The 15478-nt window shown below is 69.2% G+C and carries 13 protein-coding genes; 1 reads left to right on the top strand and 12 read right to left on the bottom strand.

Annotated elements, in window-relative coordinates:
- Nucleotide 1: 1 nt before the first annotated feature.
- The 12 genes from KF889_08270 to KF889_08215 all read right to left on the bottom strand — a co-directional run bounded on the left by KF889_08270 (nucleotide 2) and on the right by KF889_08215 (nucleotide 13858).
- On the bottom strand, nucleotides 2-862 hold the full coding sequence (locus KF889_08270; protein ID MBX3499423.1) for a 5-nucleotide phosphatase: 861 nt from the start codon (nucleotides 860-862) through the stop codon (nucleotides 2-4).
- Entirely contained in the window at nucleotides 859-1860 is a 1002-nt protein-coding gene (gene add / locus KF889_08265) for an adenosine deaminase (protein MBX3499422.1), read from the bottom strand. The genes KF889_08270 and add overlap by 4 nt, the downstream gene beginning before the upstream one ends.
- The gene (locus KF889_08260; GenBank protein MBX3499421.1) at nucleotides 1857-2645 is read right to left on the bottom strand and encodes a phytanoyl-CoA dioxygenase family protein; all 789 of its coding nucleotides are present in this window, start codon (nucleotides 2643-2645) and stop codon (nucleotides 1857-1859) included. The genes add and KF889_08260 overlap by 4 nt, the downstream gene beginning before the upstream one ends.
- A complete protein-coding gene (gene deoA / locus KF889_08255; protein MBX3499420.1) occupies nucleotides 2639-3967 on the bottom strand; it encodes a thymidine phosphorylase in 1329 nt (442 codons plus the stop codon). The genes KF889_08260 and deoA overlap by 7 nt, the downstream gene beginning before the upstream one ends.
- The gene (locus tag KF889_08250; protein ID MBX3499419.1) at nucleotides 3964-4773 is read right to left on the bottom strand and encodes a purine-nucleoside phosphorylase; all 810 of its coding nucleotides are present in this window, start codon (nucleotides 4771-4773) and stop codon (nucleotides 3964-3966) included. Before KF889_08250 ends, deoA begins: the two co-directional genes overlap by 4 nt.
- Nucleotides 4770-5165, bottom strand: a complete 396-nt coding sequence (locus KF889_08245; GenBank protein ID MBX3499418.1) for a cytidine deaminase — start codon at nucleotides 5163-5165, stop codon at nucleotides 4770-4772. The genes KF889_08250 and KF889_08245 overlap by 4 nt, the downstream gene beginning before the upstream one ends.
- Complete coding sequence (locus KF889_08240) at nucleotides 5166-6140, bottom strand: ABC transporter permease (GenBank protein ID MBX3499417.1); 975 nt, start codon at nucleotides 6138-6140, stop codon at nucleotides 5166-5168.
- On the bottom strand, nucleotides 6137-7240 hold the full coding sequence (locus tag KF889_08235; protein ID MBX3499416.1) for an ABC transporter permease: 1104 nt from the start codon (nucleotides 7238-7240) through the stop codon (nucleotides 6137-6139). Before KF889_08235 ends, KF889_08240 begins: the two co-directional genes overlap by 4 nt.
- 168 nt (nucleotides 7241-7408) lie before the next feature.
- Nucleotides 7409-8944: an ABC transporter ATP-binding protein gene (locus tag KF889_08230; GenBank protein ID MBX3499415.1), complete on the bottom strand. Its 1536-nt coding sequence runs from the start codon at nucleotides 8942-8944 to the stop codon at nucleotides 7409-7411.
- The gene (locus tag KF889_08225) at nucleotides 8935-9936 is read right to left on the bottom strand and encodes a BMP family ABC transporter substrate-binding protein (protein MBX3499414.1); all 1002 of its coding nucleotides are present in this window, start codon (nucleotides 9934-9936) and stop codon (nucleotides 8935-8937) included. The genes KF889_08230 and KF889_08225 overlap by 10 nt, the downstream gene beginning before the upstream one ends.
- Before the next feature lie 197 nt (nucleotides 9937-10133).
- Nucleotides 10134-13313, bottom strand: coding sequence for a cytochrome P450 (locus KF889_08220; protein ID MBX3499413.1), 3180 nt, complete (start codon nucleotides 13311-13313; stop codon nucleotides 10134-10136).
- Nucleotides 13314-13411: 98 nt separating this feature from the next.
- Nucleotides 13412-13858 (bottom strand): GNAT family N-acetyltransferase, encoded by a 447-nt coding sequence (locus tag KF889_08215; protein MBX3499412.1) that lies wholly within the window; start codon nucleotides 13856-13858, stop codon nucleotides 13412-13414.
- Nucleotides 13859-14005: 147 nt separating this feature from the next.
- Here KF889_08215 and KF889_08210 point away from each other — a divergent pair, with 147 nt between their 5' ends.
- Entirely contained in the window at nucleotides 14006-15439 is a 1434-nt protein-coding gene (locus KF889_08210) for a wax ester/triacylglycerol synthase family O-acyltransferase (GenBank protein MBX3499411.1), read from the top strand.
- The last annotated feature ends 39 nt before the right edge of the window (nucleotides 15440-15478 follow it).

Below are 15478 nucleotides of genomic sequence, written 5' to 3'. Positions count from 1 at the left end.
TTCAACCCGGCCAGGCCTGCAGCGCGTCGTGCTTGGCCTTGCGCTGCTCGGCGCGCGACTTCTTGAAGTCGTGGCCGAACGGCGCGGTGTCGAAGGAGCCGTAGGTCGGATTGGCGATCATGATCCATTCGCGGCCGAAGCGCTCGGCGTTGGCCTGGAAGGCGGCCAGCCGCTGCGCCTCGCTGCCGCGATAGGCGTCGTCGAAATCGCCGTAGTTGTCGCCGATGTTGAGCAGCACGCGGTAGTCCTTGGCCACTGCCGCGCGGCGCGTGCTCTTGGCGCTGCCCCAGTCCGGCTTCTCGCCCCGGGTCATGAAGACGTCGACGTTGCCGCCCATCGGGAAGCCGAGCTTCGCCATGTTCTGCTTGGTCGCCTCCTTGTCCCTGGCGTCGCGGTTCGTGACGTAGAAGATCTTGGCGCCCTTGGAGTCGGCGTACTTGCAGAACTCGATCGCGCCGGGAATCGCCGTCGAGGTCTGGGTGGCGCAGAACCTGCTCCAGGTCTCGAGGCTGAAGGTCTTGTCGTTCTTCAGCATCCAGACCTGGTACAGCGAGTTGTCGATCAGCGTCTCGTCGAGATCGGCGATCACCGCCGGCGGCAGGTTCTGGAAGTCGCCCTTCTGCTCGTTGGGCGCGCCGGTCCAGCTCTTGCTGGCCAGCGCCTCGTCGAAACGCAGGCGCGCCAGCGTGAACGCCGTCAGGCAGTTGGCCTTGTACTCGACCGAACGCTGCGTCCACAGGGTCGCCAGCAGCAGGTCGTTGGGCGCAGGTCCATCCTGAGCGCGCGCCGGCATCGGCAGCGAGCCGGCAAGCGCGAAACCCGCCATGGCGGTGAGCATACGGCCTCTGGTTATCGCGGTCATGTCTGGTCTCCCTTCTCGATGCGGGCGAGCAGTGCTCGCCGGGTTTGCGTGTCGACGAATGCCGCCTCGATGGCGGTGCGGGTGATCGCCAGCAATTCGGATGCCGAAAGACCCATGTGCGCCGACGCCATCGCGTACTCATTGCCGATCGACGTCGCGAAGAACGCCGGATCGTCCGAGTTCAGCGTGACCCGGCAACCGGCGTCGAGCAACCGGCGAAGCGGATGGCTCACGGGATCGGGATACAGCCCGAGCGCAAGGTTGCTGACAGGGCAGACCTCGAGCACGGTGCCACGCCGTGCCAGCTCCGCCACCAGGCCGGGATCCTCGATCGAGCGGACGCCGTGGCCGATGCGGCTGACCGGCAGGGCGGCGATGGCGTCGCGCACGCTGTGCGCGCCGGCCACCTCGCCGGCGTGCACCGTGCAGGCGAGGCCGGCATTGTCGGCGACGCCGAAGGCCGGCGCGAAATCGGCCGGCGTGTGCAGCAGCTCGTCGCCGGCCATGCCGAAGCCGACGACGTAGGGATGCGGCTCGGCGGCAACGAGCCGCGCGACCTCGAGCGCACGCTGGGGCCCGAGATGGCGCAGGCAGCAGGGGATCAGCCGCGAGACGATGCCGAACTCGGCATGCGCGCGATCGATGCCGGCAGCCAGCCCGGCGAGCTGCGCGGCATGGCCCAGGCCGATGGCGATGGCATGATCGGGCGAGGTGAACATCTCGACGTAGATGGCACCCTCGGCGGCGCAGGCGGCGAGGTAGCCGTACATCAGCTCGCTGTAGTCGCCGGCGGTCCGCATCGCGCCGGCGGCGGCGTCGTAGGCCATCAGGAACTCATTGAAATTGCGCCACGCATAGCCGCCACCCTGCTCGGTGAACAGGCTCGGGGGCAGGGTCACGTCGTTGCGGGCGGCGATGGCGTGGGCCAGCGCCGGCGCCATCGCGCCCTCGATGTGGCAATGCAGCTCGGCCTTGGGCAGGGCGTCGACGGTGCTCATGCGAAGCCTCGCAATGGCAGGTGCGGACGCTGCAGCCAGTTGTCGTCCGTGTAGCGCGCCTCGTCGTCAATGATATGCAGCGAATAGGCATGCCGCTGGCGCGGCGATCGGTTTGCGGCGCTGGCGTGCGGCAACAGTCCGTGCAGCACGATCAGTGTACCGCGCGGCGCTTCCAGCGCCACCGGTTCGACGTCGGGCCACGGCGTCTCGTCGAGAGTGAACATCGCGCCGTCGCGCGTGAAGTGCCGGCGCAGGGGGCCGCGATGTGCGCCGGGCAGGGCGACGAGGCAGCCATTGTCGCGGGTGGCGTCGTCGAGCGCGATCCACAGCCCGACGACGCTCGACGGCTCGGTGAGCAGGAAGGTCGCGTCCTGGTGCCAGTCGACCTCGCCGCCGACGAAGGGCTGCTTGAACAGATACATCGATTGCAGCAGCAGCGGCCGCTTGACGCCGAGCGCCTCGACGAGATCGCGCATGCGCGGCGCGCGTGAGACGCGGTCGAAGACGGGATCGAGATCGTGCAGTGCGTGGCCGATCTTGTTCAGCGTGCGCGCGTCGTCCTCGAAGAAGAAGCGGATGGCGCCACCGGATTCGCGGAAATACGCGTCGCGCGCATGCCCCTGGTCGTTGCTCGAGAACACGGTGCGCGCCGGGCCGGGATCGAATGTGGCCACAAGCTGCGCGGCGCGCGCCTGCAGGGCGTCGCAATCCGCCACCGGCACAAAACCCTCGAGCACGAGGAAGCCGTCGCGGGCATAGGCCTCGCGCTGGCCGGCACTCAGCATCGCGGCGCGACGCGCGCGCGGATCACCGGCTGGGCCGGCGGCGCGGCGTCCTCGATACGGATGGCCTGGCGCAGGATGGCGTCGGCGTCGTCGGCGTCGGCCTCGCCGGTGGCGTGCACGATCGCCAACGGATCGCCGGCCCGCACCGCCTGGCCGATCGGCGCGACATCGGTGAGGCCGACCGCGGCGTCGATGGCGTCCGTCGGCTTGCCGCGGCCGCCGCCCAGGGTGACGACGGCGATGCCGACCTGGCGGGCGTTCATGCCGGTGACGAAGCCCGAACGCGTCGCCGCGCAGGCACGCACAACGGGCGCGACCGGTAGATGCCGGCTGGCACGCTCCATGAAATCGCGCGGCCCGCCCAGGGCGGCGACCATGCGCGCGAAGCGATCCGCCGCGCTGCCGTCGGCCAGCGCGGTCTCGGCGCGGGCGCGGCCGGCCTCCTGCGTCGGCACCAGCTTGCCCAGCACCAGCATCTCGGCCGCCAGCGCCATCACCACCGCGTGCAGGCGCGGCTCGCGCGTTGTGCCGTCGCGCAGATAGGCGACGGTCTCGGCGACCTCGAGCGCGTTGCCGACATCGCGGCCCAGCACGCTGTTCATGTCGGTGATCAGCGCCACGGTCGGCAGTCCCGCGCCGTTGGCGACGTCGACCAGGCTGTCGGCGAGATCGCGCGCCATCTCGGGGCTGTCGGCGAAAGCGCCGGAGCCGGCCTTCACGTCCATCACCAGGCCGTCCAGCCCGGCGGCGAGCTTCTTCGACAGGATCGAGCTCACCAGCAGCGGGATGGTCTCGACGCTGCCCGTGGTATCGCGGATGGCATAGAGCCGCCGATCGGCGGGTGCGAGATCATCGGTCTGGCCGATGATGGCGCAGCCGACCTCGCGCACGACGCGGCGGAAGGCGGCGATGTCGGGCTGCGTGTCGTAGCCCGGGATCGAGGCCAGCTTGTCGAGCGTGCCGCCGGTATGGCCCAGGCCGCGGCCGGAGATCATCGGCACGTAACAGCCGCAGGCAGCGGCGATCGGCGCCAGCATCAGGCTGACCTTGTCGCCCACACCGCCGCTGGAGTGCTTGTCGATGACGGGTCCGGGCAGGTTCAGATCGCGCCAGTCGAGCCGGATGCCGGAATTCGCCATCTCGAGAGTGAGCGCCACGCGCTCCTCGCTCGACATGTCGCGAAAGAACACGGTCATGGCGAAGGCCGCGACCTGCCCCCCGGTCAGGCCGCCGTTGGTGATGCCTCTGACGATGAAGGCGATCTCCTCGGCCGACAGCGCGTGGCCGTCGCGCTTCCTGCGAATGATCTCCTGCGGGATCAGCATAGCGAGCCGATGAAGTCGTGCAGCAGGCGATGCATGGTGCGCGCGCCCTCGCGTGCCACGGCCATGGTCTGCGCATGGCCCAGCGATTCGTCGCTCAGCCCGGCGGCCATGTTGGTGATCAGCGACAATGCCGCGACCTTCATGCCGGCATGCCGCGCCACCACCACCTCGGGCACGGTCGACATGCCCACGGCGTCGGCGCCCAGCCGGCCGGCGGCGCGAATCTCGGCCGGCGTCTCGAAACTCGGGCCGGCGAACCAGATGTAGACGCCCTCGTGCAGGGCGATGCCGGCGGCGCGCGCCACCTCCTGCAGGCGCGCACGCAGCGCCGGGTCATAGGCGTCGCCCAGGTCGACGAAGCGATCGTCGCCGCGCTCGCCGAACAGCGGCGAGACGCCGACAAAGTTGATGTGGTCGGTGATCGCCATCACCGCGCCCGGCCGCATGTCGGTGCGAATGGCGCCGGCGGCGTTGGTCAGCAGCAGCGTGCCGCAGCCCAGCCGCGCCAGTGTGCGCACCGCGACCTTCATCGCATCGGCGCGGCCGTTCTCGTAATAGTGCTCGCGTCCCTGCAGCACGGCGACATTGGTGCCGGCGATCGTGCCGAGCACGAGCTTGCCGGCGTGTCCGCCGACGCCAGGCTGCGGGAAGCCGGGCAGCGCGGCGTAGTCGATGCGCCGCGGTGTGGCGATCTCGTCCGCGAAGTCGGACAGGCCGGAGCCGAGGATCATCGCGACCCGCGGCACGAAGCCCGGCGCCCGGCGCGCGATCTCCCCGAGGCAGCGATCGATCTCGCCGCTCATAGATTGTGCGGTCCGAATGACAGCGGCAGCAGCTCGCCCAGCCTCAGCGTCCGGCGCCAGCCTTCGGGGCCGCAGACATGGATCGGCAGCTCCTCGCCGGCGAACTCGCGCAGCTTCTGGCGGCAGCCGCCGCAGGGCGTGCACAGCGCCTCGCCGCCGCCGATCACCAGCGCCTCGACGATGCGCCGTCGGCCGGCGCCGACCAGGGCGGCGATCGCCGAGGCTTCGGCGCACCACCCCTGGGGATAGGCGGCGTTCTCGACGTTGCAGCCGCCATGGATCGAGCCGTCCTCGGCGCGCAGCGCGGCGCCGACCTGGAACTTGGAATAGGGCGCATAGGCGCGGCCCATCATGGCGCGGGCCAGGCTCAGCAGGTCATCGGGCGCGGCCACTCAATGCTCCTTCTCGTACGGCACGCCGATCGCCCTGGGCGCGCCGGCGCGGCCGATGAAGCCGGCCAGCAGCAGGATGGTCAGCAGGTAAGGCAGCGCCTGGATCAGCTGCACCGGCACCTCTCCAATGCTGGGCAATCGCACGCCCTGCAGGCGGATCGCCACGGCGTCGAGCAGGCCGAACATGAGGCAGGCGCCGAAGGCCGGCAATGGCCGCCATTTGCCGAAGATGATCGCCGCCAGGGCGATGAAGCCCTGGCCGGCCGTCATGTCGCGGCTGAAGCCGGCGTTCTGCGCGATCGCCAGATAGGCGCCGGCGATGCCCGCCAACAGCCCGCACAGCAGCACGGCGCGATAGCGCAGCCACGCCACCGAGATGCCGGCGGAATCGACCGCCAGCGGCATCTCGCCCACGGCGCGCAGCCGCAGACCGAACCGCGTCTTGCCGACGATCCACCAGGTCAGCGGCACCGACAGCAGCGCGACATAGACCAGCCCGTTCTGGCCGCTGATCAGGCTGCGATAGATCGGCCCGAGGACCGGCACGCCTGCCAACATTTCCGCGCCGGGCAGGGTCAGCGGCATCAGCCGCGCTTCCGGCGCCAGCGGCGGCGTCTGGCCACCGCGGGCGAAGAACGCCGTGCCGAGCACGATCGTGAGGCCGGCGGCGATGATGTTGATCGCCACGCCGCTTACCACCTGGTTGCCGCGCCAGGTGATGCAGGCGAAGCCGTGCAGCAGCGCCATCGCCGTGCTGGCGAGGATGGCGGCGATTACCGCCAGCCAGGCCGAGCCGGTCACCGCGGCGATGGTGCCCGCGGCGAAGGCGGCCATCAGCATCTTGCCCTCGAGGCCGATATCGATGATGCCGCTGCGCTCCGAGAACAGCCCGCCCATGGCGCAGAGGATCAGCGGCGTGGCCACCCGCAAGGTCGCCGCGAGCGTCAGCACGACGAGGTCGAAACCCTCGCTCATGCGCGCCTGACCCGCGCCAGCAGGGATTGCAGCCAGGGGCGCGGCAGGTTGGCGAGCGCGCCGGAGAACAGGATCACCAGGCCCTGGATGACCACGACCATCTCGCGCGTCATCGCCGGGATCTCGAAGGCGAGCTCGGCGCCGCCCTGCTGCAGGGCGCCGAACAGCAGCGCCGCCAGCGCGATGCCCAGCGGGTGGTTGCGGCCCATCAGCGACACGGCGATGCCGGCGAAGCCGTAGCCGGCGGTGAAGTCGAGCACCAGGCGGTGATGCACGCCGAGGATCTCGTTGACGCCGACGAGGCCGGCGAGCGCGCCCGACAGGCACATCGCCATCATGGTGAGCTGCTTCAGGTCGCTGCCGGCATAGGTCGCGGCGTCCGGGTTGTGGCCCATGGCGCGCAGCGAATAGCCCCAGGGCGTATGCCACAGGAAGATCCAGACGCCGCCGCAGCACAGCACCGCCAGCACGATCGAGAGATTGAGCGCCGACCGCGCCACGCCGATGCCGATCGCCGCCAGCGCCTCGTGCATCGCCGGCAGCGTGCCGGCCTCGAAGCCGCGGCTCTGTGGCGTCATCGAGCCGGGCGCGATCAGCACGTTGACCATCAGGTAGACCATCAGCGCCGCGGCGACGAAGTTGAACATGATGGTGGTGATGACGATGTGGCTGCCGCGATGCGCCTGCAGCCATGCCGGCACCGCCGCCCACGCCGCGCCGAAGGCCGCCGAGGCGAGGATCGCCAGTGGCACCAGGATGATGCCGGGCAGGAAGCGGTCGAGCGCCAGCACGCACAGCCCGGCGCCCAGCCCGCCGATATAGGCCTGGCCCTCGCCGCCGATATTGAACAGGCCGGCGTGGAAGGCCACGGCCACGGCCAGCCCGGTGAAGGCGAAGTTGGTGGCGTAGTACAGCGTGTAGCCGATGGCCTCCGAGGAACCCAACGCACCGGCGACGAGCAGGTTCAGCGCCCTCAGCGGATCGACGCCGATCGCCGTCACGATGACGCCGACGGTGATCAGTGCCAGCGCGATGTTGACCAGCGGCAGCAGGCCGATCTCGGCCCAGGGCGGCAGCGCGCGGCGCGGGACGGTGGTCATGAGCCTTCTCCCCACGAAGGTGGGGAGAAGGTGCCGAGCGCAGCGAGGCGGATGAGGGGCTTCTCGTGCAACGACTCACGTCCGCATCGTTGAGACGCCGCGAAGCCCCTCATCCGCCCTTCGGGCCCCTTCTCCCCGCCTTCGCGGGGAGAAGGGGAGGCTGCTGCGCTACACATGCGCGTTGGCCATCATCAGGCCCAGCGTGCGTTCGTCGGCTCTCGCCGCCGGCACCTCGCCGACGATGCGGCCGCCGAACATCACGACGATGCGGTCGGCGAGCGATAGGATCTCCTCGAGCTCGACAGAGACCACCAGCACGGCGCAGCCGGCGTCGCGTGCCGCCACCAGCTGGCGATGGATGAACTCGATGGCGCCGATGTCGACGCCGCGCGTCGGCTGGCCGACCAGCAGGATGCGCGGGGTGCGATCCATCTCGCGCGCCAGCACCAGCTTCTGCTGGTTGCCGCCGGAGAAGCTCGAGGAGCGCAGCGCCGGGATCGGCGGGCGCACGTCGAAGCGCTCCATCAGCAGGCCGCAATGCGCCGTGGTCGCGGTGTGGTCGAGGCGAAAGCGCCGGGTGAACGGCTTGAGCCGGTGATAGCCCAGGATCGACGTCTCGGCGGCGCGGAACGGCGCGACCATGCCCTGGCGCAACCGGTCCTCGGGCACATGACACAGCCCCAGCGCGCGCATCTCGGCCGGGTCGGTCGGATCGCTCGCATCGACGACGCGGCCGCGGACCTGCAGGCGGCCGCCCGACGGCGCGCGCACGCCGGCGAGAACCTGCAGCAGCTCGGTCTGGCCGTTGCCCGAGACGCCGGCGACGCCCAGGATCTCGCCGGCGCGCAGCTTCAGATCGATGCCGTCGAGCAGCTTCACGCCGCGCGCGTCGACGAGCGCGAGCTTCTCCGCCTTCAGCAGCACCTCGCCGAGCTCGACCGACTCCTTGTCGAGCGTCAGGCGCACCTTGCGGCCGACCATCAGCTCGGCGAGCTCCTCGGTACTGGTGTCCGCGGTGCGCCGCTCGGCGACCACCTCGCCCTGGCGCATGACATAGACCGTGTCGGTCGCCGCGATGATCTCGCGCAGCTTGTGGGTGATCAGCAGAACGGTGACGCCGCGCTCCTTCAGCGTGGCGAGGATGCGAAAGAGCCGGTCGGTCTCCTGCGGCGTGAGCACGGCACTGGGCTCGTCGAGGATCAGCACGCGCGCGCCGCGCAACAGCACCTTGAGGATCTCGACGCGCTGCTGCTCGCCGACCGAAAGGCCGGCGACGACCGCGTCGGGATCGACGCTCAGCCCGTACTCGCCCGCCAGCCGCGAAAGCTCTCGGCGCGCCGCGGCGAGGCCGCGCCGCAGCACCGGCCCGCCTTCGGCGCCGAGCACCAGGTTCTCGAGGACCGTGAAGGTGTCGACCAGCATGAAATGCTGGTGGACCATGCCGATGCCGTGGGCGATGGCGTCGGCCGGTCCGCGAATGCGCACGGGCTCGCCGTCGATCAGGATCTCGCCGGCATCGGCCTCGTAGAGCCCGTAGAGGATGCTCATCAGGGTCGACTTGCCGGCACCGTTCTCGCCGACGATGCCGGTGACCGAGCCCCTGGCGACGCTGAGCGACACGCCCTTGTTGGCGCGCACCGTGCCGAACGACTTGTCGATGCCGCGCAGCTCGACGGCCGGCGGCGCCGCGCCCTCTACGGGCAAGTATTGTTGCTCATGTAGTCGTGGACCTTGATCGAGCCGGAGATGATGCCGGCCTTCACCGTGTCCATCTGGCGGCGCATCGGCGGCGTCACCAGCATGTCGTTGTGCTGGTCGAGCGCCCAGTCGACGCCGCCTTCCTTCAGGCCCAGCACCTGCAGGCCGGGCTTCCACGCGCCGCCCCTGGCGGCCTGGAAGCTCTGATAGGCGACGAGGTCGACGCGCTTGACCATCGAGGTCAGCATGGTGCCGGGATGCAGATGGTTCTGGTTGGAATCAACGCCGATGGCAAGCTTGTCGCGATCCTTGGCCGCCTGCAGCACGCCGATGCCGGTGCCGCCGGCGGCGGCGTAGATCACGTCGACGCCGCGGTCGAACTGGCCCTTTGCGAGCTCGGCGCCGCGGCCCGGATCGTTCCACGCCGCCGGCGTCGTGCCGGTCATGTTCTGGATCACCTCGATCTTGGCGTTGGCGTGGCGCGCGCCCTGGACGTAGCCGCAGGCGAAGCGGCGGATCAGCGGGATGTCCATGCCGCCGACGAAGCCGATCTTGCCGGTCTTCGACGCCAGCGCCGCCAGGTAGCCGACCAGGAACGAGCCTTCCTGCTCCTTGAACAGCACCGACTGCACGTTGGGCAGGTCGACCTTGCTGTCGATCAGGGTGAAACGGATCTTGGGGAACTCCTTGGCGATCTTCTCCAGCGCCACCGCCTGCGAGAAGCCGACGCCGATGATCGGGTCCTGGCCGCGCTGGGCGAAGCGCCGGTGCGCCTGCTCGAACTGCGTCTCGTTGCTGCTCTCGAACTCGGCGACGTCGAGCTTGGTCTCGGTCTTGAACTTGGTGACGCCGTTGTGGACGCCCTCGTTGAACGACTTGTCGAACTTGCCGCCCATGCCGTAGACCACGGCCGGCTTGATCGCGGTCTGGGCGTGCGCCGCGCCGGCGGCGCCGGCAACCGCGAGGATGGCGATCCAACGCAAGACGTCACGCTTCATGAAGCCCTCCCACAGGCGAAGTTGCGGAAGTGTGAACCGACTCGAAGCGTTGCGCCACAACTCTACCTTCCCCCGGAGGGGGAAGGTGGCGCGCAGCGCCGGAAGGGGGATGTTGAAGACGGACTCCTGCGTTCGTCTTCGACATCCCCCTTCCGCCCTTCGGGCACCTTCCCCCTCCCGGGGGAAGGCAAGAAGGACTAGGCAAACACGTCAGGTACGTAACGCCCGGCCCGTTCCATCTGCACGAGCCATGCCGCGGCCTGCTCCTCGCTGCAGTTCACCGCCTCGCGATAGATGTCCTCCAGCGTCTTGCGCACGGCGGGCGCCATGTACTGCCCATCGCCGCAGAGGAAGAAGATCGCCCCCTTGCGGAAGACGTCGCGCACCAGCTCGCGCTCCTGCCACAGGCGATGCTGCACGAAGGTGATCTCGCCCTCTGGCTTCTTGAAGAAGGCCGGGTAGAGGCTCACCACGCCCTCCTTCCGCCAGCCCTCCAGCTCGTCACGGTAGAGCAGGTCGACATCGGGATGGTCGCAGCCGAAGAACAGCAGCGCCGGTCCCGCCTTCTCGCCGGCGCGATGGCGTGCGGCGCGCTCCTGCACGAAGCCTCGGAACGGCGCCAGGCCGGTGCCGGCGCAGATCATCACGATGGGCGTTGCGTTGTCGGCCGGCGGATGGAACGGCACGTTGGGCGTCTTGATCGCCACCGGCACCTGATCGCCGCTTCTCAGCCGGGCGAGATAGCTCGAGCAGGTGCCGTGGAACTGGCCACGCCCCGACCACGCCGGGGCGTCGACCACGGCGACGGTCAGGCTGCAGCTCGTGGCGCCGGCGCGCGGCGAGGAGGAGATCGAGTACTGGCGCACGCGCATCGCCGGCAGCATCTCCAGGAACTCGCCCAGCCCGACCTGGCAGGATTCGTAGTGCTCGAGGATCTCGAGCACCGAGACGCGCTTCTTCAGGACCGAGGCCTGGTACAGCTCCGCGTTCTCGGCCACCGCCGCCAGCTCGGCGGCATGCGGCGGGCAGGGGTTCATCGCCGCCAGCCGCTCGACGTTCTTGCGCGTCGCCGGCGCCGACAGCTCGACATGATGGCCCAGCAACTCGCGCACGCTCACCGCACGATCGGTCGGCAGCGAGGCCGCCATGGCGCCGCGATTGGAGCGCAGCACGACGGCGGCGTCGGGGCTCAGCCCCATGCGCTTGGCGGCGCGCTCGACCAGCTCGGGGTGGTTCTCCGGCAGCACGGCGAGATAGTCGCCGGCGGCGTAGGTCACACCCTCGGGCAGCGCGAACTCGATATGCCGCTTGGAACGGCCCAGCGGCGAGGTCATGTCGACCAGCTCGCGGTTCTCGCCGATGGTGGCGAAGCCGAGCTTGTTCTCCTCGACCAGCGCGATGCTCGAATGCGGCACCACCTCGACGGCGTAGAGCGGGCCGGACTCGACATCCGCCGCGGCGACGCCCAGCGACGACGACACGGCGGGCCAGAAATCGGCGTACCATTTCTCGAAGTCGCCGAAGAAATCGGCGCGCGCGTCGCCTTCGCCGCGACCCAGGATCGCCTGCGCGCCGGCATTGTCGAGGCGCTCGGCGATCTCCTTGGGGATCGACTGGTAAGTCAGGTTCCAGTCGCGGTTGCCGCACCCGAACAGGGCGTAGCGCACGCCGACCAGCGCGCCGTCGGGCACGCCCGCCAGCCAGGTCGCGAACTTGCGCGCGTTGTCGGGCGCCTGGCCGTTGTAGGACGCGGTGACGATGCCGACCGCGCCGTCCTTGGGCAGCATGCCGGCGTAGTCGTCGAGCGGCGCCACCTTCACGGCGTAGCCGCGCGCCTGGCCGTCGCTGGCGATGCGCCGCGCGAAAGCTTCCGACGAGCCAGAGTTCGAGCCGTACAGCAGCAGCAGCGGCGTGCCATGTGACGGCGCCGACGGCTTCGAGGCATCGGCCGCCGCGGCGGTGGCTGCCGGCGCGGTGCGCGTGGCCGAGCTGCGCGCCACCTGCTTGCGCACGCGGGCATAGATCTTCACGCCGTCGGGCTTGATGGTCAGCGTTTCCTTGATCACCAGGTCGTAGGGGCCGGTGCGCCTGATGTCGAAGCGCTGCAGCATCATCGCCACCACCAGCAACGCCTCCTGCCAGGCGAAGGCGCGGCCGATGCAGGAGCGCACGCCGCTGCCGAAGGGCAGCCAGGCGTGGCTGGGGATCTTCTCGCGTGCGCCCGGGGCGAAGCGGTCAGGATCGAAGCGCTCCGGGTCGGGCCACACGCTTTCGTCGCGATGCAACGACGGCGTCAGCACGATCAACACGTCGCCCTTCTTCAGCGGATAGCGGCCGGCGAGCGTGGTGTCGTCCTTGGGCCACAGCGAGAAGGCCGGCGCAGTCGGCCAGACACGCAGCGATTCGCGCAGCACCTGGTCGAGATAGACCAGCTTGCCGACATCCTCGAAGCGCGGCGGCTGATCGCCGAGCACGGCGTCGACTTCCGCCCGGGCTTTCGCCAGCACCTCGGGATGCTCGAGCAGCAGATGCGTGGTGAAGGACAGCAGGCCGCTGGTGGTCTCGTGACCGGCGATCAGGAAGGTGATCAGCTGGAAGCGGATGTTGTCGTCGTCGAGCCGGTCGCCAGTGACCGGATCCTTGGCGGTCAGCATCAGGCCGAGCAGGTCGCGCGGCGCCTCGTCGGGGCTCAGCCGCCTTCGCTCGGCGATGAGATCGTCGACGATCTTCATCATCAGTCGCACATCGGCGTCGTACTGGCGCTGCGTCATCAGCATCAGGCGCGTCTGCAGCGGCACGCGGCTGGCGCGGCTGCCGGCCTCGCCCAGCGCGCGCACCATCGCCTCGACGAAGGGATGCATCTCGCGCTGGTAGAAGGAGTTGAAGCGATAGGCGAAGCCGCACAGCGCGATGGTGTCGAGCGTCAGCCGGGTCATGTTGTCGACGACATCGACCGGCGTGCCCGGTCCATAGCGTTCCCAGCGCGTCAGCATCTGGTCGGCGATGTCGACCATATCCTCGAAATAGTTGCGCATCGCTGCCGGGCCGAAGGCCGGCATCAGCAGGCGATGCGCCTTGGCCCAGTTCGGCTCGGTGTTGTAGGCGGTGAACAGGCCATCGCCGGCGAAATCCCTGATGTGCTTGAGCGGGCCGGAAACGTACTTCTCGAACCGGCTCTCGTCGCAGGCATCGGCAATGATCTCGTGCCCGCTGATGATCAGCACGGCGCGGCCGGGGAAGGCCAGCCGATAGATCGGTCCGTACTGGCGGGCCAGCTTCATCATGTTCTGGATCGGCACATCGAGGCCGACATCCGGCACATTGCCGACGATCGGGCGCACGGGTGGCTGCGGAATCGACGAGCCGGCCATCGTCATGGCGTTTCCCTCCGGTGCACGGTTGGCACTACCTTAGGCGAAGGCCGGCCGTTTTGCCCAGCCGGGCGCGTGAACGGCGGGTTTGGCGCGTGGTCGCCTTACAGGGTCAGCTCCATGAAGCGTTCCCCGTTGGGTCGGCTATCGCCGGTCTCGCGGAATCCGAGGCGGGCATAGAACGGGCCGGGACCGCCTTCATCGGGAAAGAAGGTCAGCGTCATGCGGCGGAAACCGTCACTGCGACACTGCTCCAGCAGAATCGACAGCGCCGCCCGTCCGTACCCTTTGCCCTGATGTCGGCCATCGATCATGAAGCGCCACAGATAGCAGCCGCCGTCCTTTCCGGTCGGGCGCCACATCACGAAGCCCACCGGCTCATCACCGGCGTAGATGGCCCGGAACCGGGCGGTCGGCTCGAAATGGGCCTGGGCGATCGAGACTGCATTGGGGGCGACGAACCGCGCCTGGTCGGCGCGCGGCTCCAGGTCGCAGATCGTGCCCACGGTTTGCGCGGTGACCTCGCGCAGGCTGACGACAACCTCGTCCATGGCGTGATTTGAGCATACCGGGCAGCGTGCCACTACGCCCGTGACCACACCTTGCTTGCCAACCGGCCGGCTTTGCGCCGAAATGGTGCGGGCGCGGCGATGACAAGCGCCACAAGGCGCGGGCCGCGCGAGCGACGGGAGGATGCGATGACGCGGCTCGGCGGCGTGGACGCCAGTTTCCTCTATTTCGAGACGCCCGAAACCCCGATGCATGTCGCGGGCTTCACGCTCTACGACCTGCCGGAGGGCTACGAAGGCACGTTCTACGAGCGCTTTCGCGACCTGATGGTGAGCCGCCTGCACCTGGTGCCGGTGTTCAGCAAGAAGCTCTCGCCGACCATCCTCGACATCCACCATCCCAGCTGGATCGAGGATCCCAACATCGACATCACCTACCACATCAAGCGCGTCACCCTGTCGCCGCCGGGCAATCGCGAGCAGCTCGAGCAGATGATCGCCCAGCTGCATTCCCAGACGCTCGATCGCAGCCGGCCGCTGTGGCAGTTCGTGGTCATCGACGGCTTCGAGACCGGCCAGGTCGCGCTGTACTCGAAAGTCCATCACGCCGCCGTCGACGGCGGCGCCGGCATGGTGATCACCAATGCGATCTACGACCTGACGCCCGAGCCGCGCAAGGTGAAGCCGCCCGAGCCCAAGCCGGCGGGCCAGTCGGTGGCCTCGGGCAATCCGATGGCCGACCTGGTCACCTCGATGGTGCGCTTCCAGCTCGACATGATGCGCGCCGCGCCCGAAGTGATGAGCAACGTCGCCAGCATGTTCTTCCCCAAGGTGGCGAAGGATCAGCCGATGGAGGCGTATCTGCCGAAATCGCCGGTCAAGGACATGCCCAGCCTGCTGGCGCCGAAGTCGATCTTCAACGCCGCCATCACCCGGGAGCGCTCCTACGCCGCGCGCTCGCTGCCGCTGGCCGACGCCAAGGCCATCGCCAAGGCCACCGGCGGCAAGCTCAACGACGCGGTGATGGCGATCTGCTCCGGCGCGCTGCGCCGCTATCTGCTGGGCCGCCACGCGCTGCCCAGCGAGCAGCTGATCGCCTTCGTGCCGATCTCGCTGCGCGAGCTGGGCAACACCGATCTCAACAACCAGGTGTTCGGCATGATGTGCGGCCTGGCCACCCACGTCGCCGATCCGCTGGAGCGGCTGAAGGCGATCCAGGCCGCCTCGGCCGACGCCAAGCAGATCGCCGGCGGGCTGAAGAACGCCATGCCGCAGGACTATGCCTTCTTCGGCGCGCCCTTCCTGATCCGCGGGCTGACCGAGCTCTACGGCCGCTCGGGCCTGGCCGACGTCATGCCGATGGCGGCGAATGTCTGCATTTCCAACGTGCCCGGTCCGCCGGTGCCGCTCTACGGCGCCGGCGCCAAAGTCGCGGCGCTCTACCCGGTGTCGATCCCGACCCATGGCTGCGCGCTGAACCTCACGGTGCAGAGCTATCTCGGCAACCTCGATTTCGGCCTCACCGCCGACCGCAAGGCGGTGCCCGATATCGGCGTTCTCGCCGACCATCTGCTGGAGGCCTACGCCGAGCTGAAGGCGGCGGCCCTGCCGGCCAAGGCTTGAATTCGGCTCCCGGCCCTTCATATTCCCTGAACCGGTTCA

The sequence above is a fragment of the Alphaproteobacteria bacterium genome (assembly GCA_019635875.1).
Classification (GTDB): domain Bacteria; phylum Pseudomonadota; class Alphaproteobacteria; order Reyranellales; family Reyranellaceae; genus JAFAZJ01.
Note: the sequence above shows the minus strand (reverse complement) of the source record. Positions and strands in the feature narration are given on the sequence as shown.

Coding starts and splice junctions, on each gene's coding strand:
- KF889_08220 (MBX3499413.1), bottom strand. CDS start 13,313: ATGACGATGGCCGGCTCGTCGATTCCGCAGCCACCCGTGCGCCCGATC.
- add (MBX3499422.1), bottom strand. CDS start 1,860: ATGAGCACCGTCGACGCCCTGCCCAAGGCCGAGCTGCATTGCCACATC.
- KF889_08225 (MBX3499414.1), bottom strand. CDS start 9,936: ATGAAGCGTGACGTCTTGCGTTGGATCGCCATCCTCGCGGTTGCCGGC.
- KF889_08270 (MBX3499423.1), bottom strand. CDS start 862: ATGACCGCGATAACCAGAGGCCGTATGCTCACCGCCATGGCGGGTTTC.
- KF889_08210 (MBX3499411.1), top strand. CDS start 14,006: ATGACGCGGCTCGGCGGCGTGGACGCCAGTTTCCTCTATTTCGAGACG.
- KF889_08240 (MBX3499417.1), bottom strand. CDS start 6,140: ATGAGCGAGGGTTTCGACCTCGTCGTGCTGACGCTCGCGGCGACCTTG.
- KF889_08250 (MBX3499419.1), bottom strand. CDS start 4,773: ATGAGCGGCGAGATCGATCGCTGCCTCGGGGAGATCGCGCGCCGGGCG.
- KF889_08235 (MBX3499416.1), bottom strand. CDS start 7,240: ATGACCACCGTCCCGCGCCGCGCGCTGCCGCCCTGGGCCGAGATCGGC.
- KF889_08260 (MBX3499421.1), bottom strand. CDS start 2,645: ATGCTGAGTGCCGGCCAGCGCGAGGCCTATGCCCGCGACGGCTTCCTC.
- KF889_08215 (MBX3499412.1), bottom strand. CDS start 13,858: ATGGACGAGGTTGTCGTCAGCCTGCGCGAGGTCACCGCGCAAACCGTG.